24 protein-coding genes are annotated in these 25,074 nt (G+C 42.5%); 12 read left to right on the forward strand and 12 right to left on the reverse strand.

The window, feature by feature from the left end; genetic code table 11:
• Window positions 1–3: 3 nt before the first annotated feature.
• From UCH003_RS08665 to ilvC, 8 genes are all read right to left on the reverse strand, one after another.
• On the reverse strand, window positions 4–474 hold the full coding sequence (locus UCH003_RS08665; protein ID WP_144441001.1) for a hypothetical protein: 471 nt from the start codon (window positions 472–474) through the stop codon (window positions 4–6).
• A gap of 97 nt (window positions 475–571) precedes the next feature.
• Entirely contained in the window at window positions 572–1,048 is a 477-nt protein-coding gene (locus UCH003_RS08670) for a YbaK/EbsC family protein (protein WP_060826205.1), read from the reverse strand.
• 10 nt (window positions 1,049–1,058) lie between these two features.
• Window positions 1,059–1,859, reverse strand: a complete 801-nt coding sequence (locus tag UCH003_RS08675) for a sulfite exporter TauE/SafE family protein (RefSeq protein WP_060826206.1) — start codon at window positions 1,857–1,859, stop codon at window positions 1,059–1,061.
• Between the two features lie 11 nt (window positions 1,860–1,870).
• Window positions 1,871–2,641 (reverse strand): DNA-processing protein DprA, encoded by a 771-nt coding sequence (locus UCH003_RS08680; protein ID WP_060826207.1) that lies wholly within the window; start codon window positions 2,639–2,641, stop codon window positions 1,871–1,873.
• Window positions 2,641–3,795, reverse strand: a complete 1,155-nt coding sequence (locus UCH003_RS08685; protein WP_060826208.1) for a divergent polysaccharide deacetylase family protein — start codon at window positions 3,793–3,795, stop codon at window positions 2,641–2,643. Before UCH003_RS08685 ends, UCH003_RS08680 begins: the two co-directional genes overlap by 1 nt.
• Window positions 3,796–3,808: 13 nt before the next feature.
• Window positions 3,809–4,048 carry a cell division topological specificity factor MinE gene (gene minE, locus UCH003_RS08690; protein ID WP_039675156.1) on the reverse strand — a complete coding sequence of 80 codons (240 nt, stop codon included), beginning with the start codon at window positions 4,046–4,048 and terminating at the stop codon, window positions 3,809–3,811.
• Complete coding sequence (gene minD / locus UCH003_RS08695; RefSeq protein WP_039675158.1) at window positions 4,045–4,854, reverse strand: septum site-determining protein MinD; 810 nt, start codon at window positions 4,852–4,854, stop codon at window positions 4,045–4,047. Before minD ends, minE begins: the two co-directional genes overlap by 4 nt.
• Window positions 4,855–5,024: 170 nt before the next feature.
• On the reverse strand, window positions 5,025–6,047 hold the full coding sequence (gene ilvC / locus UCH003_RS08700) for a ketol-acid reductoisomerase (protein WP_039675160.1): 1,023 nt from the start codon (window positions 6,045–6,047) through the stop codon (window positions 5,025–5,027).
• A gap of 136 nt (window positions 6,048–6,183) precedes the next feature.
• Between ilvC and UCH003_RS08705 the strand changes: the two genes are divergently transcribed.
• From UCH003_RS08705 to rpsR, 6 genes are all read left to right on the forward strand, one after another.
• Window positions 6,184–6,996, forward strand: a complete 813-nt coding sequence (locus tag UCH003_RS08705; protein WP_060826209.1) for an HDOD domain-containing protein — start codon at window positions 6,184–6,186, stop codon at window positions 6,994–6,996.
• Complete coding sequence (locus tag UCH003_RS08710; protein ID WP_060826210.1) at window positions 6,993–8,939, forward strand: RNB domain-containing ribonuclease; 1,947 nt, start codon at window positions 6,993–6,995, stop codon at window positions 8,937–8,939. Before UCH003_RS08705 ends, UCH003_RS08710 begins: the two co-directional genes overlap by 4 nt.
• Window positions 8,932–9,906 (forward strand): DNA polymerase III subunit delta, encoded by a 975-nt coding sequence (gene holA / locus UCH003_RS08715; RefSeq protein ID WP_060826211.1) that lies wholly within the window; start codon window positions 8,932–8,934, stop codon window positions 9,904–9,906. Before UCH003_RS08710 ends, holA begins: the two co-directional genes overlap by 8 nt.
• 72 nt (window positions 9,907–9,978) lie before the next feature.
• A complete protein-coding gene (gene rpsF / locus UCH003_RS08720) occupies window positions 9,979–10,380 on the forward strand; it encodes a 30S ribosomal protein S6 (RefSeq protein WP_039675167.1) in 402 nt (133 codons plus the stop codon).
• A gap of 13 nt (window positions 10,381–10,393) precedes the next feature.
• Window positions 10,394–10,894 carry a single-stranded DNA-binding protein gene (locus UCH003_RS08725; RefSeq protein WP_041962545.1) on the forward strand — a complete coding sequence of 167 codons (501 nt, stop codon included), beginning with the start codon at window positions 10,394–10,396 and terminating at the stop codon, window positions 10,892–10,894.
• 21 nt (window positions 10,895–10,915) lie between these two features.
• A complete protein-coding gene (rpsR, locus tag UCH003_RS08730) occupies window positions 10,916–11,182 on the forward strand; it encodes a 30S ribosomal protein S18 (protein ID WP_039675171.1) in 267 nt (88 codons plus the stop codon).
• A gap of 48 nt (window positions 11,183–11,230) precedes the next feature.
• On the opposite strand, the gene lon is transcribed toward rpsR, so the two are convergent.
• Together lon and UCH003_RS08740 are read right to left on the reverse strand one after the other, a co-directional pair.
• A complete protein-coding gene (gene lon / locus UCH003_RS08735) occupies window positions 11,231–13,654 on the reverse strand; it encodes an endopeptidase La (RefSeq protein ID WP_060826212.1) in 2,424 nt (807 codons plus the stop codon).
• Window positions 13,655–13,769: 115 nt separating this feature from the next.
• Window positions 13,770–14,414, reverse strand: coding sequence for an outer membrane protein assembly factor BamD (locus UCH003_RS08740; protein ID WP_060826213.1), 645 nt, complete (start codon window positions 14,412–14,414; stop codon window positions 13,770–13,772).
• A gap of 160 nt (window positions 14,415–14,574) precedes the next feature.
• Between UCH003_RS08740 and fliW the strand changes: the two genes are divergently transcribed.
• The 6 genes from fliW (at window position 14,575) to hpf (ending at window position 21,939) form a co-directional block, all read left to right on the forward strand.
• On the forward strand, window positions 14,575–14,970 hold the full coding sequence (gene fliW / locus UCH003_RS08745) for a flagellar assembly protein FliW (RefSeq protein ID WP_060826214.1): 396 nt from the start codon (window positions 14,575–14,577) through the stop codon (window positions 14,968–14,970).
• A gap of 72 nt (window positions 14,971–15,042) precedes the next feature.
• Window positions 15,043–19,236 (forward strand): hypothetical protein, encoded by a 4,194-nt coding sequence (locus UCH003_RS08750; protein ID WP_060826215.1) that lies wholly within the window; start codon window positions 15,043–15,045, stop codon window positions 19,234–19,236.
• The gene (locus UCH003_RS08755) at window positions 19,236–19,907 is read left to right on the forward strand and encodes a type II secretion system protein (protein ID WP_060826216.1); all 672 of its coding nucleotides are present in this window, start codon (window positions 19,236–19,238) and stop codon (window positions 19,905–19,907) included. Before UCH003_RS08750 ends, UCH003_RS08755 begins: the two co-directional genes overlap by 1 nt.
• A complete protein-coding gene (locus UCH003_RS08760; protein WP_060826217.1) occupies window positions 19,904–20,878 on the forward strand; it encodes a type II secretion system protein in 975 nt (324 codons plus the stop codon). The genes UCH003_RS08755 and UCH003_RS08760 overlap by 4 nt, the downstream gene beginning before the upstream one ends.
• A complete protein-coding gene (locus tag UCH003_RS08765; RefSeq protein WP_060826218.1) occupies window positions 20,878–21,330 on the forward strand; it encodes a hypothetical protein in 453 nt (150 codons plus the stop codon). Before UCH003_RS08760 ends, UCH003_RS08765 begins: the two co-directional genes overlap by 1 nt.
• 90 nt (window positions 21,331–21,420) lie before the next feature.
• Window positions 21,421–21,939, forward strand: coding sequence for a ribosome hibernation-promoting factor, HPF/YfiA family (gene hpf / locus UCH003_RS08770; protein ID WP_060826219.1), 519 nt, complete (start codon window positions 21,421–21,423; stop codon window positions 21,937–21,939).
• 60 nt (window positions 21,940–21,999) lie between these two features.
• Here the strand turns inward: hpf and recG are convergent, their stop codons facing one another.
• A complete protein-coding gene (recG, locus tag UCH003_RS08775; protein WP_082709174.1) occupies window positions 22,000–23,823 on the reverse strand; it encodes an ATP-dependent DNA helicase RecG in 1,824 nt (607 codons plus the stop codon).
• Window positions 23,810–25,060: a M16 family metallopeptidase gene (locus tag UCH003_RS08780; protein WP_348622760.1), complete on the reverse strand. Its 1,251-nt coding sequence runs from the start codon at window positions 25,058–25,060 to the stop codon at window positions 23,810–23,812. Before UCH003_RS08780 ends, recG begins: the two co-directional genes overlap by 14 nt.
• Window positions 25,061–25,074: the final 14 nt, after the last annotated feature.

Consider the following 25,074-nt stretch of genomic DNA (forward strand, 5'->3'; position numbering starts at 1 on the left):
TTCTTACCGACAACGCAAATACTCCAAACGCGTTTCGTCCCATAACGCTTTGGCGTTGTAGTTAGGGACCAATCCGTTAGGCGATTTTTGCGATAAAGGGTTTTGTGCCGCTTCGATCATATAGCGCGGCATATAATTGGGCTTTCCGAGCGATTCTAAAAAGCGACATGTAGAGGCTAAATGCTCCAGTTTGTCACGTAAAACTTGCGCAAAACGATCGCGTTTTTTGGCATCTAGCGGGCTAAAATAGGTTACTTTTAAGGTATCTAAAACGCTGCGTGCCGATTTATCGGCAACGCGTAAACTATCAAAGTACCCGTACGCCGTCGCCGTCAAATACAAATCTGCCGCTTGGTCGTATTTTTCCTCTTGGATGCAATACGCACTTGAGGCAAATAAGAGGTCTGCAGAAAGTTTGTTGATGATTTCGACGTGTTCTAAACATCGGTTCGACCAAGCCTCCGATGCGTGCATTGTTTGTTCCTCGAAAGGATTACTTGCAGACCAAAGCACTAGAGGTGCTATAAGCGTTAACATCATCCCTTTCATCGGGTTCCTTTTCCTCAAGGTATCACTCCTGCCATGCTTTACAGACGTCGACCCAACCGCAAGAGCGTGCATACGTTTGTAACGAAGGAATATCCAAAGCAATCGCACTGTTGGCACTTCCGGCAGCGGGATACACCCTATCAAACCGTTGCAACGATACATCTAAAAAAACGCGTACGTTTTCGCGAATACCGAAAGGACAAACGCCTCCGATGGCATGTCCGACCAAAGGTTCGACCTCTTCGGCTTTCAACATTTTCGCTTTGATCGCAAAACGTTCTTTAAACTTTTGATTGTCAACTTTCGCGTCTCCCGCGGCAACGATCAACAACGCACCGCCTCGTTCGTCGTAAAACGAAAGCGTTTTAGCAATCTGTTTAGGCTCACAACCCAATGCACGTGCTGCCAGCTCGACGGTTGCGCTCGAAACGTCGAATTCGATAATCTTTTTTTCCAAACCGTACGTTTGAAAATAAGCCCTTACCTGTTCTATCGCCATTGTTTTGCCTTTATAAAACCGAACTCAACATTTTGATACTCAACGCCATCAACAAAAGCGCAAAAATCTTTTTCAATTTCGAAACCGGAAGATTATGCGCCATTTTGGCACCCCACGGAGCCGTAAAAAAACTCACGAGCGAGATGAGAACGACGGCAGGAAGGTAAACGTAGCCCAATTGCAAACCGGCACTGCCTTCTTGCAAAATCCCGTTTAACATGTAACCGATCGTACCTGCAATCGATAGAGGAAAGCCTATCGCCGCCGAAGTCGCAATCGCTTTTTTAAGATCGACGTTCTGCCAAACCAAAAACGGTACCGTTAACGAACCGCCGCCGATCGAAACGAGTGCCGAGACGATACCGATAAACAAACCGCCGCCGAAAAGTCCTTGGTTTCCGACGATTTGTTGCGAAGGCTTCGGCTTTTTATCCACGGCCATCTGAATCGAAACGTATGCCATAAAAACCGCAAAAAAGATCGCCAGTTGCGCCGATTTCATAGACGCCGCTAAAAACGTCGCTCCAAACGTACCGATAACGACGCCGGGAGCCATAATTTTAACGATACTCCATTGAACCGCGCCTCGTTTATGGTGCGCCCGCATACTGGCAAACGATGTCATTACAATAGACGCCATCGACGTGCCTAACGCCATATGGACGACTTGTTCGACCGCAACGCCTTGTGCTAGAAAAATTGTCGTTAGTGCCGGAACCATAATACCTCCGCCGCCGATGCCCAATAATCCCGCCATAAAGCCGACAACGGCACCCAAAACCAAAAAAGCGATAATCCACTCAAATCCCATCGTTGTATCCTTTAAATGCGAATAATGCGTCCGTTATCAACTTTGATTTTTCCTAAACATTCATACTCGAAAATTCGATCGGCAAATTTTTCAACCGCTTCGTGGTATAACGGTTGCGTTTCGCAATAACGTAAAAAATCGTCTTGACATGTAGACGTCGTAAACCCTAAATTTTCGACAAAAGCATCAATATCTAAAATCGGCGTTGCTAGCCCTTGACGTAGTAAATCATTCGTCGCTTCGCTCTCGCCCAAGCGATGCGGAAAAACAAAAATGGGCTTTTGCATTTGAAGCGCATAGTGAATACTGTGCATCGTTCCGCTTTTGCGGTCGGCTTGCGCTACGATTAACGCTTCACCTAATGCAACGATCAATTCGTTTCGTTGGGGGAATGCCCATTTTAAAGAAGGAGCACCCGCTTCAAATTGGCTCAAAACCAATCCTTGAGATTCAATCGCTTCAATCATTTTACGATTGATCGAAGGGTAGCGAATATCCAAACCCGTTCCGGCAACCATAATCGTTTTATCGAAACCGGCACCCCAATGTGCAGTTGCATCAACGCCTTGCGCCCCTCCGCTTACGATGCACGCACCCGCGTTCGCAAGTTTTGAAGCAAGCGTATGCGTCATCGTCTTGGTATAGGCAAACGGGTGTCTCGTTCCGACGATCGAAATTTTTCGTTGACGTAACAAAGAGGTATTGCCGACGTAAAAAAGGCTCTTGGGATAGACTTTCATCGCTTCGCATTCCGTGATATGAAAGTCTATCGTTTGAATCATCATAAATCTTTGAGATAGACCAAATCCAAACCTTCTAAAAGATCACTCGAATCTTTCAGAACCTCTAACGTACTTTTATGCGGATGCCCGATCGCAATGGCGTATCCGTTTCTCTTTGCTTTCGTAACCGCTTCTTTGAGTTGCGTTCGAATCGCACTTTTATCCAAACTGTTATCCAAAAATACGTCTCTGGAGTAACAAAACATATCGTATTTTTTGCATACCGCACCGACTTTCGAATTACCGATCGTTCGGCTATCGACAAAGAGTAAATCGCGTGCTTTCATCACTTTAATCAAACGATCCATCGCGTTATAATCGGCAGTATACGTTCCGCCCGTATGGTTATTGTAGTATTTGATATGAGGAAACCATGCTTTAATACGGCTAATACGCTTTTCAATCACGTCGCTCGAATCGAGCGTCGTTAAGGTATCCGGTTCCGGAGACGAATAGTTTTTCGACTCCATCGGAAGGTGAATCATCGCAAACTCAAACTCGTACGAGAGGCGCACGGTCTCGGGATGTCCTTTGGTCGGCGGGAAGAAAGAAGGCGTCACTTTATAGGGAATTTCTTTAATCAAGCGCGTTTGCCACGGAAACGATACGTCGTCGATAATAATCGCTAAACGCGGCGTCGTTCCGGCAGGATACGTTTTTCGCATCACTTCGGAGTGTTTCGTCGTTTTAGCGGCTTTGACGTTTTGCTCGTAGTCTTGAGCTTCGGAAAGAATCGGCGTTTTAGGCTCTTCTTCTTTATGCAAAGGTGTCGTTACATTGTGTTCAAGAGTCTCTACGGAAGCATTTTGTTCTAGTTTCTGTTCCGGAGGTATCGGGAGTTCTTCGGATCGGCTCACGTTGGTTTCTTCAAGAGCAGGAGGAGGCGTAGTCAAAGACGCTAAACGCGTTTTTTCATCGTCAAGCATCTGTTTCATTTTACGCATCAACTCTTCGCTAGAAGCACTGTTTTGCTTTTGCACCGTTTGATAATGCGCATACGAAGTCGTCATGTAGACGTAAACTCCGAAGGAGAGGATCATAACGGTCATGATCAACATTACTATCAGACTGTATCGTTTCAATGTACGCGAACGCACTTCTTTAGGCGAAGAGGCAACGTTATTGGAACTCTTTTCTTTATTTTTCTTTACCATCACTGCTTACACACTACTTTCCAAGAATAACTTCGACCTCTAATAACTCAAGATTTTGATTTGTCTGCGAGGTAATTTTCACGTCTTCAACTTTGGTATATTTACGAATAACCGCAATCAAATCGTTGCGCAAGTCGTCCATATAGGGAAGTTTGCAGCTCGCCCTTTCATGGGCAAGCATAATCTTCAAACGGTTTTTGGCGACATCGGCACTGTTTTTGTTACGACCGAAAAAACTATCCAAGAAACTCATTTAAAGATTCCTTTCAACGTTGCAAGAATTCCTTTCTTTGCACGAATATCCAAAAATTCCACATCTTCGCCCAAAATACGACGGGCTATATTGCGATAAGCTTCGGCAGAGAGGGATTTGTCTTTATTGACGATAGGCGAACCCGTGTTGGTGGAGGTAATAATATCTTCATCGTCGGGGACGATACCGATCAACGGGAGCGCTAAAATACTTAAAACGTCTTCGACGCTTAGCATATTACCCGCATCGACCATTTCAGGTTTGATACGATTGATGATAATGTGTTTTTCGACCTCTTGTCCATTGGTAGCTTTTTCACTTTTCGCATCGATAATACCGATAACCCTATCGGCATCGCGAACAGAACTGACATCGGGCGTCGAAACGATTAATGCACGGTCGGCTAAAAAAATCGAGTGTTCAAACCCGCTTTCAATACCCGCAGGCGAATCGATCATCACGATATCAAAACTCTCTTTGAGATTTTCGATCAACGCTTTGACTTTATCTTTATTTAAAATATCTTTATCTTTGGTTTGGCTTGCGGGTAAAAAATAAAGCGTTTTCGATTTTTTATCGTTGATCAACGCTTGCGCAAGGTTACATCGCCCTTCCATAACATCGACGACGTCATAGACGATACGATTTTCAAGCCCCAAAATCATGTCAAGATTTCTAAGCCCGATATCAAAGTCGATAGCAACCACTTTTTTGCCCAAATTTGCAAGTCCGACGGCAAGATTGGCGGTAGTGGTGGATTTGCCGACCCCGCCTTTACCCGACGTTACGGTAATAACTATACCCATGTAACCTCTTTGAATAAATCAAGATAGAGTTCCTCGAACTCTTTACGCCGTTGTTGAGAGTAAAACACCCGACATGACGTTAAAAAGCGGGTTTTCTTCGCTAGAAAACCCACACACTTTGCGTGTTATTTTCGGTTCTTTCGCCATCGCATTGTGAAAGAACCGAAACGTTAGTTTTTGTCTTTGTTGATGATTTTTTTAGAAGTAATCCAAGGCATCATCGCTCTGAGTTTCTCACCTGTTTTGTTAAGGAGGCTTCTCTCTGTTTTAGCGCGCTCTGCGTTCATGCGAGTGTATCCTGCTTTGCGCTCTAAAATAAAATCTTTCGCAAAACGACCGTCTTGGATCTCAGCCAAGATCTCTTTCATCGCTGCTTTTGATTCAGCGTTGATCACACGTTTTCCACTCACATAGTCACCATACTCTGCGGTGTTAGAGATAGAGTAACGCATATCGGCAATACCGCCTTGGTACATCAAGTCAACGATGAGTTTAAGTTCATGTAAACACTCAAAGTATGCCATCTCAGGTTCGTAACCCGCTTCAACCAACGTTTGGAAACCCGCTTCAACCAAAGAGGTAACACCACCACAAAGAACCGCTTGCTCACCAAAAAGATCGGTCTCTGTTTCGTCTTTGAAGGTTGTTTCAATAATACCTGTACGACCACCACCGATAGCTGAAGCATAGCTTAGTGCAAGTGCTTTTGCAGTGCCAGTTGCATCTTGATCGACTGCGATAAGATCAGGAATACCACCACCGTTTACAAACTCGCTTCGAACCGTATGACCGGGTGCTTTAGGAGCGATCATAATGCAATCGACGCCTTTAGGAGTGATAATTTGACCGTAGTGGATGTTAAAACCGTGTCCGAATGCAATCGCTTTGCCGGCACTTAAGTTGGGTTTGATTTCCGCAGCAAAAACGTCGCTTTGCATCTCGTCCGGTAACAAAATCATAATCACGTCGGCATATTTCGTCGCTTCGGCAACGCTCATCACGTTAAATCCTTTTGCTTCCGCTTTCGCCCATGAACTGCCTTCTTTGCGAAGACCGACGACGACTTCTACGCCGCTGTCGCGAAGATTTTCCGCATGTGCATGTCCTTGAGAGCCAAATCCGATCATCGCTACTTTTTTTGAGCGAATAATGCTTAAATCACAATCTTTGTCATAATAGACGGTAATTGCCATAACAGATCCTTGTCGTATAAATTTCACGCATTTTACAGAAGTGTTACTTAAAAACTTTACAACACCATCTAAAAGGAAACTATAAAGCAAGACGAGATAGAATGTGACGTATAACATTCTTTATGCAGGATCGGTTATGGACGAAAATATTTTAAAAAAAATCAAGGCTCTACCGCCGCTTGACGATACCGTGTTGAAAATCCAGCGCATTTGCGTTGATAAAAACAGTTCTCTTTCCGATTTGGTACAAGTCGTCGAGAGCGATCCGATGTTAACCGCCAATATTCTCAAATCATCCAATTCGCCGTTGTACGGTTTTAGCCGAGAAATTAAGAACATTGCCCATGCGGTCTCTTTGTTCGGCATGGCGACGGTTCGGGGTTTTGCGCTTTCAAGTGCGATCAAACAAAATATTAAAATTAATTTAGAACCTTACAACATCAATAACAATATCTTCCTCGATATCAGTACTTTGCAAAGTATGTTCATGTTCAAGTGGTACTCTAAAGTCGATAAATCCCTCCTCGACATTCTCCAACCCGCGTCTTTTATGATGGAAGTCGGAAAGATTATTATTGCGCATGAATTGATCGAACGTCGCAAAGAACAGGCTTTTCAAGAAGCACTTTTAAACGTTACGACCTTAGATGCCTTGGATGCTTTGGAAAAAGAGTACGTCGGATTTTCTAACGAAGAGATTACTGCTAAGATTTTTGAACAATGGAATTTGGAAAGCGAACTTGTCGAAGCGATTCAATATTCGCGTACGCCCGAAAAAGCTCCCGAACATATTAAAGTGTGCGCACGTGCCTTACATGTCGTACAAACCGCCGTTAATATTTTTGCCCAGCTAAGCGATGCATCAATTCAAAATGCTTTGGTGCTGTTGGAAGAGTACCGTCTTCAAAAAGAACCGTTTCTCGAAACGTACGAGCAATTCATACAGTGAGAGATTTTCTTTTAAGTTTGAGTCGCGGAGTGGCACGAAACGATGTGCCTTCCGCTTTTTTACCTCATTTTCAAGCACTGCTTCAACTACGCGCTTTGGTTCAAAAAAACGATCTTTACATGTTAGAATCTTCTTACAAAGTCGGAAAACTCGACGTTGCATTTAACGGAACCGGTTTTTTAAGCTCCTTAGAGCCGACAAGTGCCAAAGATATTCTCATTGAATCCTCAAGCTTGCACGGTGCGATGAGAGGCGATCTGGTCGTCGTTAAACGCGTCGCAAACAAACGAAGTTCGCGTCCTAAAGCCGTGGTCGTTTACATCGCGCAACGCGCCTTTAGCAAAAGCATCGTCTACACCAAAATGAGCAAAGGCAAAGTTGTCGGTGCCAACGTGAAAAACGAAGCACTCTTCGAGATAATCGCCAGTCAAAAATCGCTTAAACAATTACCGCTTGGAACCGTCCTCAAAATCGACAATACGTCCAATACGATCGAAGAAGTGCTAGGCATTTTAGACGATCCAAGCGTCGATGAGAAGATTTCATTGGCTCTTTTCGATAAAAAAGAGTTTTTCAGCCCGGAAGCCGAAGCCGAAGCCAAAAGCCACGGCGATTTTGTCGACAAAAGCTACTATGCACATCGCGTCGATTTAACGCATCTACCCTTTTGCACGATTGATCCCGTGGATGCCAAAGATTTTGACGACGCTATCTATTTTGACGTGCAAAACCACATTTTATACGTTGCTATCGCCGATGTAAGCGAATACGTACATGCTATGGGCTATATCGATAAAGAAGCCCTCGTTCGCGGTTTTTCGATCTATTTTCCGCATAAAGCGATTCCGATGCTACCGCGCGCTTTAAGCGAAAATATCTGTTCGCTCAAACCAAACGTCGATCGACTCGCTTATACGTTTAAAATAACGCTCGACCCGCTGACATGTGAACCGATCGAAGAAGCGTTATTCGAAAGCGTCATTCATTCGCAAAAACGTTATACGTACGAGACAATCGATCTGTTTTTAAAAGGCAATCTTAGCGATGCCGACGCAACGGATCAACCTATTTTGGCGTACCTTTTTGAACTGAACGCTTTGACGAAAAAATTGCGTACCATACGCTTGGAAAAATCCTTTTCGTTTCGTGCTTCGGAAATTCGAATGCGCGTCGACGAAAACCAAAATCTGATTTCGACGAGCATCGAAGAAGAGACTCCTTCTCACGGGTTGATTGAAGATTGTATGCTTCTTGCCAACAAAGCCGCCGCTAAAAAACTGGGATTCGGTATTTTTAGAACGCATGAAAGTCCTTCTTATGAACGCATGGAAGCACTTTTGAGCGATTTGGCACTGATCGGTATCAACGTGAAGCTCCGCTCGGACTTGCCGCAAATGATTCGAGAGATTCAACAAAAAGCCGATACGCTGAACCTGCGTGACGAAGTCGATAAACTCATTATCAAAAGCCAAAAGAAAGCCATTTACGAACCGGAAAACAAAGGGCATTTCGGACTCGGATTTGACATGTACACCCATTTCACGTCACCGATTCGTCGTTACAGCGACTTGACGTTACACCGCCTTTTGAAGGCAAAAACGTCACACGACGATAAAAAATTGGCGTTTTTGCTCAAAGACATCGCGCCTTTATGTGAACAAATTAGCCTTCTCGAGCGTGAAAGCGACAAAGTTGCGTGGGATTATATGGATCGTAAATTTGCACGCTATATGGCCTTACATGTCGGTGACAATTTCAAAGCAATCGTCGTTGAAACCGAGCAAAACACGATTGCAAAGTTAGACGATACGATCAAGGGTGCTCGCATCTTTTTGCTGGATGATGACGTGCATCTTTTGCAACGCGTTGAGATTAAAATCGTCGAGAGCAACATCGCTACGGCAAGAATTTATGCACGTGTTACGAGGAGCTTTGATGTATAAAAGAGAGTTTGAAAATCTTTTAAAAACAAAAAAAGTTCCCAAAGCAACGCTTTTTTACGGCGCATGCGCTTACCAAAACAATCTTTTAACCCGTGCTCTGTTAGAACTTTTAAATGCATCCGGCGAAGAAAAACTCATGATGTATTACGACGAATATCATTTCGGTTCGGCAAAAAATTTTCTTTCGCAAGCCTCGCTTTTCGGTGATCGCAATATTTTAATCCTTAAAACCGATAAGCCGCTTCCCGCAAAAGAACTTTCAACGTTAGTCGAACTGTGTACGAAAAACGATTCTAGCTATTTTATTTACCAATATTTCGGTGAAGATAAAAAAGCAACGCCGATGACCAAAGCTTTCGACAAATTTTTCGTTCGTCTCTTCAAAGCCGACTATAACGAAGCCGTATCGCTTCTAGCCCAACATGCAAACGCCCTCGGGCTTGCGATCGATCGTTACGCTTTGGGAGAATTGTACGTTTTGCATGCGGAAGATTTAGCGTTGTGCGTTAACGAGTGCGAAAAACTGCTTGTTCTAGGAAAAGAGGTTCAAACCGCCGATATTCATACGCACGTTTACGGCCTCGGAGCAGTTTCTATGGACCGTTTTATGGGTAAGTTATTGGAAAAAAAAGATATTAAAGAGGAGTTTTTACGCCTTGTCGAAGGCGACGGCATTGAAGAAATCCGTATTGTTAATGCCTTACAAACGCATATTTCGCAACTCTTTTTATTTCACGCCTACATCAAACTTCACGGCACGTTTGACGCCAAAGCGATTTTAGGCTACCCTCTTCCGCCGCAACTTGCCGCCGAACGCTCTAAACTTTCCATTAAAATCGACTTAGCAACTTACCAACGGCTCTTAACGCTTTTAACCGATACCGAATACCGACTCAAAAAAGCCGGTAATATTGAAAAAAGCAGTTATCTGCTCTCTATCTTAATAAAATTTCAAAGTTTTTTATAGTATAATCCGCGTCTATTCTAAAAATCCTTACTCAAATAGATATTATTTGGGTGAAATCCATAAGGAGACATTATGCGACATTACGAGTTGCTTGTCGTAGTTAAACCTACGCTAACCGTAGAAGAACTACAAGCAAAACTAGGCTTTCTAAAAGAAATTTTAGAAAAAAACGGCGCGGTCATCGCTGCTACACTTGACATGGGTACCCGCAAACTTGCGTATCAAATCGATAAATTTGAACGCGGTACATACGTTGTATTCTATTTTACTGCCCCAACGGCTGCGATTGCAGAAGTTGAAAGACTTATCCGTATTACGGAAGAGTTTATCCGCTTTATGACCGTAAAATTTGAAAATCAAAAAGAACTTCGTTTCTGGAACAAACAAGTGGAAAAAATCACGAAAAAAAGTGATGCACCCGCTGTTGTAGAGACTAAAGAGATTGTAGAAGATACTGTTACGACTGAAGCTTAAATAAGGAGCCACGATGTTCAATAGAGTGATTATGCTTGGTAATCTCACGCGCGATTGCGAACTTCGCTACCTGCCAAACGGAGGTGCCGTATGCACAACGGGACTTGCGACTAACCGTCGCTTCAAAAAACAAGACGGTAGCCAAGGTGAAGAGGTTTGCTTTATCGATATCACTTTCTTTGGACGCACGGCGGAAATCGCCAATCAATACCTAAGCCGCGGCAAAAAAGTATTGGTGGAAGGTCGTTTGAAACTCGATCAGTGGACGGATCAACAAGGCGTTAAACGCTCAAAACACTCCATCACGGTCGAAACACTTCAAATGATTGATTCTCGCGGACAAAACGAAAGCGATATGGGCGGAAGTTACGGTGATCCGACAAGCGGTTCTATGCCAAACGTCGGTTATAACCCCAGCCAAAAACCGACCGGCGCACCAAGACAATCAGCTCCCGAAATGAGTGGTCATGATATTCCGAGCATCGATATTAACGATGACGAAATACCGTTTTAGTAAATAAAGAAGGATAAAAAGATGGCAGAGAAAAGAAAATTTGCACGTAAATACTGCAAATATTGTGAAGCAAAAATAGAATACGTTGATTATAAAGATGCAAAAATTTTGAGACACTCACTTTCCGAGAGATACAAAATTATGCCTCGCCGTTTAACCGGTAACTGCAAACGTCACCAAGAGATGGTCGAACTTGCGATCAAACGCGCTCGTGCGACGGCGGTTATCCCATACATCATCGACACGAAAAAAGTCGTGGCCGTACCTTTTGAGCAATTGCAACAATAGGGTTTACATGTAAGGTTTGGAACGCGCTTCCAAACCTTACGTTTTGTGTTATTTTACGAGCGCGTACTCCAACACTTCTTCGATCTTACTGACCGGAATAATCGTCATTTTTTCTTTCACTTCGTCCGGAATTTCCTCGAGATCTTTCTCGTAATTTTTCTTCGGTATCAATGCCGTTTTGATTTTTGCTTTATACGCCGCAATCAATTTTTCTTTAAGCCCGCCGATCGGCAACACTTTACCGCTCAGGGTTATCTCGCCCGTCATCGCAATGTCGCTTTTGACTTTTTTGTCGCAGAGAATGGACGCGATCGCCGTTGCCATCGTTATACCCGCACTCGGACCGTCTTTGGGCGTTGCGCCTTCAGGCACGTGAATATGCAAATCGTAACGTCGGTATACGTCGCTAGGCTCGACTTGTTTGGCACTTTCTTCTTTCTCCAAGCTCGTCGTCGGAATAATAGAAAGCGGCACACTGATTTTGCCGTTGTCGATCAAAACTTTGACAACGCTCAACGCAATTTTGGCCGATTCCTTCATCACATCGCCCAGTGAACCCGTAATTTGTATGCCGCCTTTACCTTGAATGCGAATGGCTTCAACTTTCAATACGTCGCCTCCAACACTCGTCCATGCAAGTCCGTTGACGATTCCTACGCTATTTTCCTTATCGACTTCGTCGATCTCGAAAACCGTTTTAGGAAGATACTCTTTGAGGTTACTGTTGGTAATGCTGACTTTTTCTAATTTAGGATCCATTAAAAGATGTTTGGCAACTTTACGCAAAATGTCGGCGATGCGGCGACGTAAATTACGTACTCCCGATTCCCTCGTATAATTGGAAATAATCAGTTGCAAAGTTGCTTTCGAAATCGCCACTTCGTTATTTTTAAGTCCGTGTTTTTTTAATTCCTGAGGAATTAAGTATTTTTTAGCGATTTCGTATTTTTCTTGCGGTGTATAAGAATTCACAAAGATAAACTCCATACGATCGCGAAGCGGTGCGGGAATAGAGCCGACTTCATTCGCCGTCGCAATAAAAATAACCTTGCTCAAATCGATATTAAAATTGAGGTAGTAATCTCTAAATTTATTGTTTTGTTCGGGATCCAACACTTCTAAAAGTACCGCCGTCGGATCGCCCCTGTAACTACGGGCGACTTTATCGATCTCGTCTAAAACGACGACGGGATTCATCTCTTCGGCTTCAATAATACCTTGAACGATGCGTCCGGGCATCGCTCCGATATACGTACGTCTGTGCCCTCGAAGTTCGTTAACATCTTCCAAACCGCCTAAGGCGATACGAACGAGCTTGCGTTTGAGAGCTTTCGCGATAGAATTTGCTAACGAGGTTTTACCCACGCCCGGAGGGCCTGCAAAGCATAAAATCGCGCCGTTTGCCGACTTATCGGCGATACCGCGTTTGGCTAGAAGTTCACGTACGGCAAAGAACTCTTCGATACGCTCTTTAGGCTTATCAAGCGAATAGTGGTCTTTATCCAGTTGCGCTTTAACCTCAAGCACGTCAAGGTTTTTCTTAGCCGCTTTACCGAAAGGAATCTCAATAACCCAGTCAAGATAGCTTTGGATCAAATTTGCATCGGCAGAATCCGGATGCATTCGAGCGAGCTTATCGATCTGCTTTTTGATCTCTTTGTAGGCATCTTCTTCCATGTACTCTTTTTTAGCTTCAAGTTTTTTACGGTACTCTTCGATCTCTTCTTCGCGCTGATTGTCCGTACCTAGCTCTTTTTGGATCTGCTTGAGCTGTTCTTTGAGAAAATACTCTTTATTGACTTTCTCGATTTGCGAATGAACTTTGGTTTTGATCTCTTTTTTCAAACGGCTCGACTCGATCTCTTCGATCACGTAATCGATAATTTGTAGAAGTCTGATTTCATCGTCGGCTTCGACAAAAAGTTTATAGGCTTGTTCTTTTTTAAGTTTCATCGTGCTTGCAATCAAATCAATAATACGATTAACGTCACTGTTTTCTTCGACGGTTTTGAGCAAATCCGGAGGAAATTGACCGCTTAAAGAGGAGAGTTGCGTAATTTTTTCGCGTAAAACCGATAGTGCCGCTTCGACTTTCATCGTTTCTGATCGGTGCGTTTGAATCAGATCGATCGTCGCACGAAGCGGCATAGAACCTAATTCTTTTAAAATTTTGCCTTTTTGCATCCCTTGAAATAAAATTTTGACGCGACCGTCGGGTAATTCGACTTTGCGCATGATAGAGCCTATCACACCCGCAGGATAGATTGCGTTAAAGTCTCGTCCTTGTTCCTGTCCGACTTTTGCAGTACAGACCATGACCAAAGAGTTGTGTTCCAACGCTTCGTTAGCAGCTCGTATATTCTCTTCGTCGGCTAAAAAGAGCGGTGAGATCATAAATGGGTATAAAAATAAATTATCCTCGACAACAATCGGGATATCCGCAGGAAATGCGGTGTAATCGGTGATCTTCATCGTTTATCACTCCGTGTAAATTTAAGGTATCGTTATAGTATTTTACAAAGTAGCACATAAAAGTTAAGCTTTTATGTGCCGATTAGATTATAGGGTAAAGAAGTAAATAAAAAGTCTATTTTTCAAACCATGATCGATACCACGGCATATTCGGCTCGATCATTTGTGCTTTTCCTAAAGAAGAGTTAGTGATCTTATCTTCGTAAATTTTTGCCGCATCGGGTTTATCGACACGTGTATAAAGGCTTTTGATATTTTCGTTTAAAAAGTACTCGCCTAATTCCAAGCGCACTAAAATCGTTTCCGCTAAAGGACGAAATTTAGAGTTGGGGTATTTACTAAGAAACTCTTTGGTTTGCGAAATCGTATCCATCAAAAGTTGCTGATTGCGATTGGGATTGGGGAACGATTCGTAATTGGCTTTAATCTTCATAAAACGGACATGATCGGCATTTTCACGGCTACCGTAACGTTTTAGATACTCGTCAAGATAAAAGTTTGCTAAAACGTATTCCTCGTCTTGCATGTGAGCGTTGGCAAGCATCATCATCGCTTCAGGCAAAAGCGGCGATTCGATATGTTCACTCGCGAGCGACGTGTAAAATCCGTCGGCTTTTTCGAGATCTTGCGCTTTGATCTCTTTGGCAATCTGTTCATACCAATACGTTGCGGGCATGTTAAAAACTTCCTTATCCTTGGAAGCACATCCGCTGATAAAAGCGACTAACGACGCGGCGACAAGCATATTTGCTATCTTCATTCATTCTATCCTTTTCGTTACAGTAAAAATCTTATTGTACCCGTTTTTTCGTTATCTTACTATATAACGGATTAATTTTCTTTTTTCAGCAAAAATGAGAGCCATTTAACCAACAAAATGCTACAATAAATCAAAATAACTATTTTTCAAAAGGAATTGTATGGTTTTTAGTCTTAAAATGCCTCTTTTAGGGTTTGAATCGATTCAAGAAGTGGAACTTGAAAAAATCGACGAATTCTTCGTTAAATTTATTTCAAAGTCCGATACGACAACATTTACGCTTATCAACCCCTTTATGCTGAGACCTTACGAATTTGAAATCCCCGAATATTTTAGAACACTCCTCGATATTAACGAAAAATCAAACATTCTTATCCTCAATATTATGATTATCGCCACTCCCATTGAAGCCTCTACGATAAACTTTTTAGCCCCGTTGGTTTTTAACGTCGATAACGGTGCAATGGCACAAGTGGTCTTAGACGCCAACAAATATCCGGAATTCGGCTTGATGGAAGGAATCGCTCGGTATTTGAATAAAGGGAAATCTGAGTAAATAATATTTTATATAATATTATTTTCTATAAAATTCTATGTTATTCCTAATATAAAGAAAGGTCATTAAGTCATGAAAACCAATGCGTTATCTTTTTTTTCTTTTGTTTTCATCTCTTTCTTGCTTTTATTTCCCTCAACAGGTTGGAGTAAAGGGAAAATAATACAACATCAAAATCCTTTCGTATCTGCGCTACCGTCCGGTTCTTCGCTAAGCTTATACGGCGATTTTATTGCAACCGGAACATCCGTGCTTTGCCAAAACGATGGTCATGGCAGTTGCAATAATGCCTATACGGGCTATTTATACGAATCCAATTTAATGTATAAGAATGCCGTCTCGACATCCGTTATACCATTAAACTCGGCAACAGCTACTTTAACATTGCCATCAGGTATTGCCGGAACAGATATCGTATGGGCTGGATTATATTGGCAAGGTCATATTGCCGGACAAAATGCGTCTAATTATACAACCGATAGCAAAATTCAAAATAGAAACAAAGTCGATACTCTATGGCCGGATGGAACAGCATCTTCCCTTTCAGCAGATACGATATGGTATCATGATTTTTGGGGAGACGGCACAGGTAATTCTGGAGGTTATCGATCTTTTTATCAAGGATATAAAGATGTCACAGCTTTACTTAAAAACCATCTCATTCCAGGAACATCACAACCTATCACTGTAGGGAATATCAAAGCTAATAGCGGAACAGATTGGTATTCTTACTTCTATTTAGCATCTGGTGCAGAAGTTAACGGAATTAAATTTGGATTTTGGGGAAATTGGGCTCTTGTCATTGTATATAGTTACCCAGCTAATAATATTCCCGCCAATGCTAAATTAAAAAATGTTCAAGTAACTCATGGCTTTGATGCAATGGTGCCTTTAGATATCAATGGATATAAAACGTTTAATATCACATTACCCGTTAATGGATTTTTAACGCCTAAAGAAAGTACAGTTAATGCAAAAATGCTCTTTTATGCCGCAGGCGGAGAAAAAAATATCGCAAGAGATGCATTTTACATTCAAAATGCTAATAATGGCTACGCTTATACAGCCGTCTCAAACACCCAGAACCCATCAAATAACCCCTTTAATGGTACCGTTTCCAATAATGGCATCGCTATAGACAATACGATTTCTTACTACCCTGGATTAGATTTGGATACATTCGATGTATCACAATATATGACAAATCAACAAACCAATACCGCGGTGAAGCTTGAAGCTACTTTTAGTAATAATAATGGTGATCAATCAATGCCCGGGATTCTAGCTTTTTCAACGGAACTTTATGAACCAAAATTTTGTTACGATTATGCTTATTCTCAAAATGGAAAATACTTTACGGAAAGCAATAATGGCACATCTTTGCCCCGGGTTCAAGGTAAAATTACACCGACAGATGACATTAATGTCTCTATTTATATTAAAAATGAAGAAAACTCAGATGTTGAAGCGCAAAATTTAACGCTTGATATTACAGATATTAATACATCTCAAGCAATTTATAATCGAAATAGTACTTATGTTGTACACCCTTACGAAATAGTACCTGTTCTTATGCCTGATTCTAGTTTAACGGTAAGCGATTCTCAGATTGTCGGTATTCCGCATGGAACCATCAACGGCAATGAGTATTTTTACACTTATTACACGTTAACTCCAAAGGCTATAAATGATATCAATATTTCTTTAAATGCACAAATTAATTACAATCTTGTTTTAACAATTGGGGGAAATACGGTTTCTCTTCCGTATTCTTATACGGTAGGAAGCACCAAGTTCCCACTATGTACTGGTGATGTGACCAAGTATGAGCCTAATTGGGGAACTTTTAATATTGCAGCAAAAGGTGTTTATAACAGTAATGACACTTACCCAAAATTTAATATCCCTACTCAAGTTGTAAATCGCCCCGGAGCATACCTTATCACTGCGCACGACGCCAATAGTACACCGGTTGCTTATACGAGAGAATTAACTATTCCTACGGTCGTAGGTATCGAAATTATAGATGCCGGTAAATTTCATAATACGAAAGCTAGCTGTGATGAGCCTTCTAGCGCAATTAGTGAACGCTTTTGGGTTCCTTTCGTAGACACAACGGGTGCCAAATCACAAGTCGATTTTCAAACAGCTTTACAAAAAGCGATTGATACCAATAGTATTTCTATTACTAATATTAAAGAATATTTTAATAAAGCAAGACAAAATACGGCATTTCGTATTAGCGCAAATGTTGGAGATGCTAATAATACCGTTATCAAATACGAACAACTTTCTAACGGAAAATACCGAATGATCAACTTTACAGAGCTTGTACAAACATACGGTACGTGTAAAAAAACGGTTAAAGCTCCCAATGGTACGAGTACGACTAATCAAGTCGCAGTTGCATGCGGTAATGCTGGAAACACCGGTGTAGACTACTTCACGCTCGCACAATGTCATGAATGTATTTTAGGGTATCGTACCCTTTATACATGTTCAAGGGATAACTTTGCAACACGACCGGAAAGTTTCAACGTTAAACTAAGTGATCTTAATCAAACAAATCATGCACAAACTCAATCTTTTGCACAAGATCGCACGGGTGTAATATTACCGAATAATGAAAAAATTCACATTGCTACTGGTTATGCCTATCGTTTTGATATTAATGCGACAGATCACGACGGGAATAATGCTAGTTCCGGTTATACGCGCTACTTTACCACTTCTGCGACAGATCATAATATTTCTTTTGTATGGCAACCTCTCTCTCCAATTAACCCTTCAATACGATGTAATGACCTTTCTAGTAAACCTCTTACTTTTAATATGATTAATGGAATAATCTCAAGTGAAGCTAATCTGACCAATGTCGGAGAATACCGACTCAATATGATTGACACGAATTGGACGCTTGTTGATAACAATATTAACTACATGACACATCATCGTTCTGCTTCCGTCAAAGGCGTTACAACAGATGTTAGTAATTATTTTGTCGGCTTCGGTAATGCCTTAGACTGTAAAGAAAATAGTTCAATAACTCAAAACTCTTCTATGCTACCTTCAATTTCTGGGAACACACTTACAAATATTAACGGTTGTACAATCGATACCAACAACCATGACAACAACGAAGCCGGATTAAAATACCGCGATTACAACGTGTCTTCTCATCCTTATCGTTTCAGCCTTTTACTGACCCCTTCTTATGGAGTCAATAACAATAACGACTTTACAAACGCTTGGGTTTATATGAATGATCTTAACGATACAAATGATATTCATAAGCATGCCGACATGAATGAATCAATGCATTTTAGAGGTACCATTAGTGCTACAGGTTACGACAATACATCCATGAGCAATTTTGTGACAGGCTGTTATGCGCAAGATATTAATATTAGCATGGACCATACGTATTCTCGTATGCCTCCTATGCCTTATCAGTATCGTCTTTTTGATCTTAATTCAACAGACGACATTATTAGTATTGTTCCAAAGTTGACCACTAATCCAGGCGATGCTAATACGACAATAGTTCTTAGTGAAGGTAATTTTACCAAAGATCTTAACGGTGCGATCAAAATTAATCAACATCTTAACTTTGATCGCAACACTTCAAATCCTATCAATCCGATTGTAGTAATCTTTAACGACCTGAATACAACCTGTAAGCAAAATCCCGATTGTACAATGCAAGCCGATTTAAAGAGTGGTTATACGACAGAGGGAAACCTTACAGTCGACGTTAACGTTACACACTATTACGGACGCGCTTACTCGACCGATTATCGCGGTCCTAGTGCTATCGATACAACTATTCGCTATGAAGTGTATTGTAAAGATTGTAATAAAACCGATCTGAATATTACGGGAGCACAAAGCCCGACATCGCTTAATTGGTATCAAAATATGAGGCATGATGCTTTAACCGATGGTAACATTAGCGTATTTACCTCAGTTTCAGCAGGCACAGCAAAAGAAACAACGATCAATCCGATAACCACTCCCGTAGGCGGTATTACACATGGTTTAGAAAGCTATAATGCTCATTTAACCAATGCCAACGCTCCTTATACGGATCGTATTCGCATGACACCTTCTTCTTGGCTTCTTTATAATCCGTTCAATGCAGCAGCAACCACTAACGATTTTAACGTAGAATTTACACGTTCGGGGAATTGGGCTGGAGAAGGAAATTTGGGAAGAACCGTTGATTTAAACACTTCAACACGTACCAACCGTAGGATGGAATGGTAATGCGTTCTGCTATGTCGCTTATTGAGCTTGTCTTTACGATCGTCATTATGGGGATTGCCGTGATGAGTTTGCCTCTTATTCTCACGCAAGTTCAACGAAACGATGCTTTTGCGATGCAACAAGAAGCGATTTTAGCGGCAAAGGCAAAAATAGGCAATATCCTCACGTATGAGTGGGATCACAATAGTTACGATTCAACAGCGTCACGTTCTTTTGTCCTTGCTACCAGTAGCCCGGATACGGAACTTAATTGTAATGGAACGACATTTCGCCGTCTTGGTCACGTCAATGCCGATTCTCGGCGTAAATGCTCTGCCACGGGCGCATCGGCAAGTGCTATCGGTGCTGATGCGGGTGACGGTGGGAATTTTACCGATATCGACGATTTTGACGCAGATGCGATCAACATTAGTGCCTCTGCGGAAGGAGCCGGTACGCTCGATTATATTTTCAATTTAAACCTGAGAACAAGCATCACTTATGCGGCAGACAGTGCTACCTATAACGTCTCACCCGTTGTATTTACTTTGAATCCCGATAATAATGCGACCGTTACCAATATTAAGACAATATCCGTTACCGTATCGGGCGGCGACCAAAATATAACGTTACGTGCCTTTACATGTAACATCGGAGAATCCATGCTTCTTCCATCAAGGCCGTACCAATGAAAAAACGCTCCGCTTTTACGTTGATAGAGTTAGTGATGGTCATCGTGGTTTTCGGTATTATTGCAAGTATCGGAGCCGAGATTATCACGAAAATGTATGAAAACTATTTGCGAACGCGCGCGATCAATCGCCTACAGAGCCAAACCGAAATTACGCTAGAGCAAGTTGCCAAGCGTCTACAATATCGCATCAAAGATAGCGTAAGAGCAAGCAACGATAACGGTGCCTCGTGGCGAGCACTACCAAATGCGATAGCAGGATATGACACAATCGAGTGGATCGGGATCAGCAACGAAAGCTTTTTGGGCGAACATAACGGAACTTCCGTCGTTCCGGGATGGAGCGGCTTAATCGATATGAACGATACGGTTAATACAAGCCATGCGGCAAGAACGCTTTCCACACCGGGAAGCAGGTTGGATTTTACCAACAATATTATCAAATCTCTTACCGACAATAATGTTGCCATGGATGGAACGGCAATTAAGCACCCTGCACTTATTTTTAAAGGAGCAAAGCCGGGTACTTTTTCAAATTATTATGAAAATGCCATTACTATAGGGAACAATCCTTATGCAAGAAAGGTTCGATGCGTGGGTAATAATTGTGCGGCGAATTTTTCCACTTTACAACTTCTATCCAATGCGGCCAACGATGATTTGATCGACTATGACGGTGATGGGAATGGAGATCTCTTTGAACAATACTACCTCGCCCATAGTGCTTATGCTCTCGCACCTATAGGAGCTGCCGATGATTTTAATCTGACGCTTTATTACAATTATCAACCGTGGGAAGGCGAAACCTATACGCCAAACGGTACATCGACGGTACTTGCCGAGCATGTCAGTACGTTTCGTATTCGACAAGACGGCGATAGTATTCGTATCAAGCTCTGTATTCATGATGCCAACCAAAGTATTGCCAGTAATTTTGACTTTAGCGCATGCAAAGAAAAGGTGATTTACTAATGAAAAGAGGGTTTACACTGATTACCGCCATTATCTTTATCGTGTTAATTGCTACTATTGCGGCATTATCCCTCTCTTTTTCAACGTTTTCTACCAAACAAACCAGCGATCTCTATCTTAGAGAACAAGCCGAACTTTTACTTCAAAGCGGAACCGAATTTGTGCTTTTGGCCATCAGCGCTCATGAAATCAACGCAACAAATGGATGCATTAACGCAGTGAATGCACAATACCCTCAGGCCGGAGTCAATGCTCTTTTTGATATCAATGCTACGATTTATTACATCGGTAACGGGCTTCCTTTAGCATGCAATATCTTAGGCGATAATGCCCTAGCAACCACCGACTCTAATGTCACCGTCATTATCGATACCGTCGTTGAAACAACGCCCGGAAACAACATCTCCACAGAACCCATTCGCTTGCATCGCCGCACGATCCAAAAGCCGTAATTTCAGCTCAAAAACTCCTTTTCATTTAAGGTTGCATTTGTTATACTGACCTCATAAACCCGCACCGTGCGGGAAGGAAAAGGAGACAAGATGAACACGAGTATCGTAGGTAAACAATTTGATTTGACCGAGCCGATTAAGGCTTATATCGAAGGAGCGGTTGATGCTCTTGGCAAATACAATTTGGATATTATCTCCGTGCGTACGGTGATCGCAGCCGATGAAAAAAACGGTAAAAAAGGCTTTAACGTTGAATTTGCGATCAACATGGCACATAAAAATACGATCGTTATCCAACAAAAAGACAAAGACGTTTATGCGGCGGTCGATCTTGCGATTGAGCGCGCTAAAAAAGTGCTTCGTCGCCATCACGATAAAATTATTACTAACTCTAAAGCCACGGAAGATGCACCTCTCGTGATCGAAAATCAAGAAGGAAGCGACGACGAAATCGTTCCGATGCGTTTAGACAGCTACAAACCGATTGAGGTAGAAGACGCGATGAACGAGCTTAAAGCTTCCGATAAACAATTCCTCGTTTTCCACGATATGGAAGACAAATTCCGCGTGATGTATAAAAAAACCGACGGACGATTCGGTCTTTATTAACCTCTAGACCCAAGCCGAGACTTGCTCGGCTTGGACTTTTTTATCTTTTTTCGAGTTTTTTTAAGGTTGCATCGCCAATCGGTTTTGCGCCTCTTTCAAGATCGCTTCATCGCTTCCCATCTCAAACCACACCAACTTCTTACCGCTTTGAATCACGCCTTCTACCACGTCGCCGCCTTGACGATACGCTAAGTCTAACTCGGCAATCTCAAAACCGTCCAAGGTTCGGCTAAATTTTTCCAAGCGTTCGTTTTGCGGCGTATTGGTATATAAAAAGCAATACCCTTTAAGCCCGTTACGGCTCACGCGACCTCGTAGCTGATGCAAACTTGCCAGCCCTAAACGCTCGGCACCGACGATCACGATAGTCGAAAGCCTCGGAAGCGAAATGCCCACTTCCACGACGGTCGTCGAGATGAGCAAATTGCCCTCTTCTTTAAACGTTTTTAAAATACTCTCTTTGTGCTTGTCCTTTCCGTGCGTGACAAAAACGCCCTCGAAGTGTTTTTCCCAAAAACCGCGCCCTTCGTCGATCGACTGATAGTGGATCGCTTCGCTCTCTTCCACCAGCGGATAGACGATAATGCACTGTCTTTTTGCTTCGATTTCGCGGCGAATATGCTCCAAAAGCATTTTAAAATTTGCTTTTGCGATCACATACGTCGTGATGTCTTTGGGAAACGGCAAGGTTTTAATAAACGAAAAATCGACCAATGATGATTGTATCATACTGAGCGTTCGAGGAATCGGCGTTGCCGAAAACTGTAAATAATGCGGATACCACGTTCCTTTGGAAGAGACTAAAGCCGAAAGCAAGGCACGTTGTTTAGTACCGAAACGGTGCTGTTCATCGACCATCACCAATGCGCACCTCGGCAGTTCTTTATACAAAAGCGCATGCGTACCGACTAAAAAGTCAAACTGCGCCAAATCTTCTTTCGTATCGGACTCTTGCGTGACCAAAAGCGTCTTGACATGTAAGGGTAAAAAACGTTTTGCCTCTTCAAATAATTGCGTCGCCAAGACGCTTGTCGGTGCCATTAAAACGGCTTTTTGCGGGTATGCCATCATCACGGACGCTAAAATGACCATCGTCTTACCGCAACCGACGTCGCCCATAATAACGCGTTTGGCGGCATTTTCACTTTGAAAATCGTGCTTAATCTCCGCAATGACTTTTTGCTGGTCGTGCGTTAAACGAAAAGGCAAAGTTGCGATAAACGCTTTTTCGTCGCCGACCAGTTTTGCACACGAAGGAAAGGTCGTTTTTTTGGCGGAAAGCTTTTGAAGATAATTGAAAATTTCGACAAATTTGAGGCAGGAAATCGTCTCATGCGTATAAGCGTTCGAAAACGTCGCCGCTTCTTGGGGCGTAGGAAAATGAAGGCTTAAAAGCGTTTGCGCCTCTTTGACATGTAAGCCTTCTTCGAGCAAGGTTTTTTCACTGACGTAACGCGCCATCAACGTGCTCACGGTTTTACTTTGAAGCGGCGTTTTATACTTACATGTCAGTGTATTGACCTGTGTCACGACTTGCGGTTGTATCATCTGCCATCTTCCGCCGTTGTAACTCAACTTGCCGCTGACGAAGAGTTCGCCGCCTCGCTTGAACACCGCTTTATGATAAGGCTTAAGCGCAAAAATGACACCCTCAAAATGCATCTGCCACGCTTCGCAAAAAAAACGAATCTGAAGCACTTTGGGCGTTTGCGTAAGAGCCGTTATTTTCACGAAGACGGTATTGACGCGATCCAGCAGAGGCGAAGGAGAAAGATAGGTATTTTCATACGCGGAGGGAAGCAGAAGCGCTAAATCTAAAAGCGTTCCTACTCCTAATTTTTTGAAACGTTCCTTATCGAGAGGATCGCATTCAATGTTTTTCACGTTTGGTTACGACCGAAAAGCTTAACGCGGTAATTTCGTCATGTTTTTTGATAAACGCGTTTAACTCGGGAAGCGTCAATTTTTCTATTTTTTCGAGCTGTTGCTTGGAGTGTCCTTGCTCGTAACCGTTGTAATACTCAAAAAAAGCGCGGGAGAGTCTTTGCGAAAGCGTTTCGTTACGAAGCGGCTCGGAACCGAGTAAAAAACGTTTGGCTTGGTCGAGTTCTTCTTGCGTCGCTCCTTGTTCGACAAAACGTTTGATCTCTTGCGCGACGATCTTTTTTGCCTCTTCAAGGTTTTCGTTCTTCGTTTGAAGATGACCGGTAAAACTGCTATGCGATTTGCCGATACTGCTTCTACTGTAACTCGAATATGCCAATCCTCGCTTCACGCGTACCTCTTCCATCAAACGACTTCCAAAACCGCTCTCGCCCAAAATAAAGCTCGCGACTTTGGCTTTGTACGCTTCCGAATCGCCGCTTTTCATGTAAAAAGGCGCCCCGAAATAGATATAAGCCTGCTCGCTCTCTTTGTAGACGATCTGTTCTTTGGCGTCTTTATTCGCGTCAAAATACGGCATCGCCTTGATATGTCCGTGCTTAAATTCGTTTAACACGGGAAGCAACATCGTTTTAAGCTCCTCAAGTTCGATGTCGCCGCCTGCAACGATAATGAGGTTTTGTAAGCTGATGCGTTCTTTGTAGAATGCTTCAACGTCTTTGAGTTTTAAGGCTTTGATGCTTTTCACTTCTCCGCTATAGGGGTGCGCAAAAGGCGTCTCTTTAAAAATCAATTTTTGAAGGTTGAGATTGGCGATGTAGTCAAAGTCGCTCTCTTTATTGGAAAGCATTCCCAACGTTAAAAGTTTGATTTTTTCAAAGCTCTCTTTGGAAAAATTAGGACTTTTGACCAATTTCCCCAACATCTCAAGCGCATAAGGAAACTGCTCTTTGAGCGATGAAACTTCAAATACCAGCGTTTCAACGCCTGCATGTGCATCTAAAGAGATCGCGCGAAACTCAAGCTCTTCGGCAAACGCGGTTGCTCCCATCTCTTTGGTTCCCTCGCCGAGCATCGCCGCTAAAAACTTTGCAATTCCCTCATGCTCTTTATCTTCCATACTTCCGGCGTTTTGAACCACGATCTGAACGGATGCTATCGGTAAGGTCGTATCTTTTTCAAATACCACGGGAACGGCAACCTCGCCGACCTTGATATGACTAATCTCTTGAGCCACTACTACTCCTTGTA

The organism is Sulfurospirillum cavolei (genome assembly GCF_001548055.1).
GTDB lineage: Bacteria > Campylobacterota > Campylobacteria > Campylobacterales > Sulfurospirillaceae > Sulfurospirillum.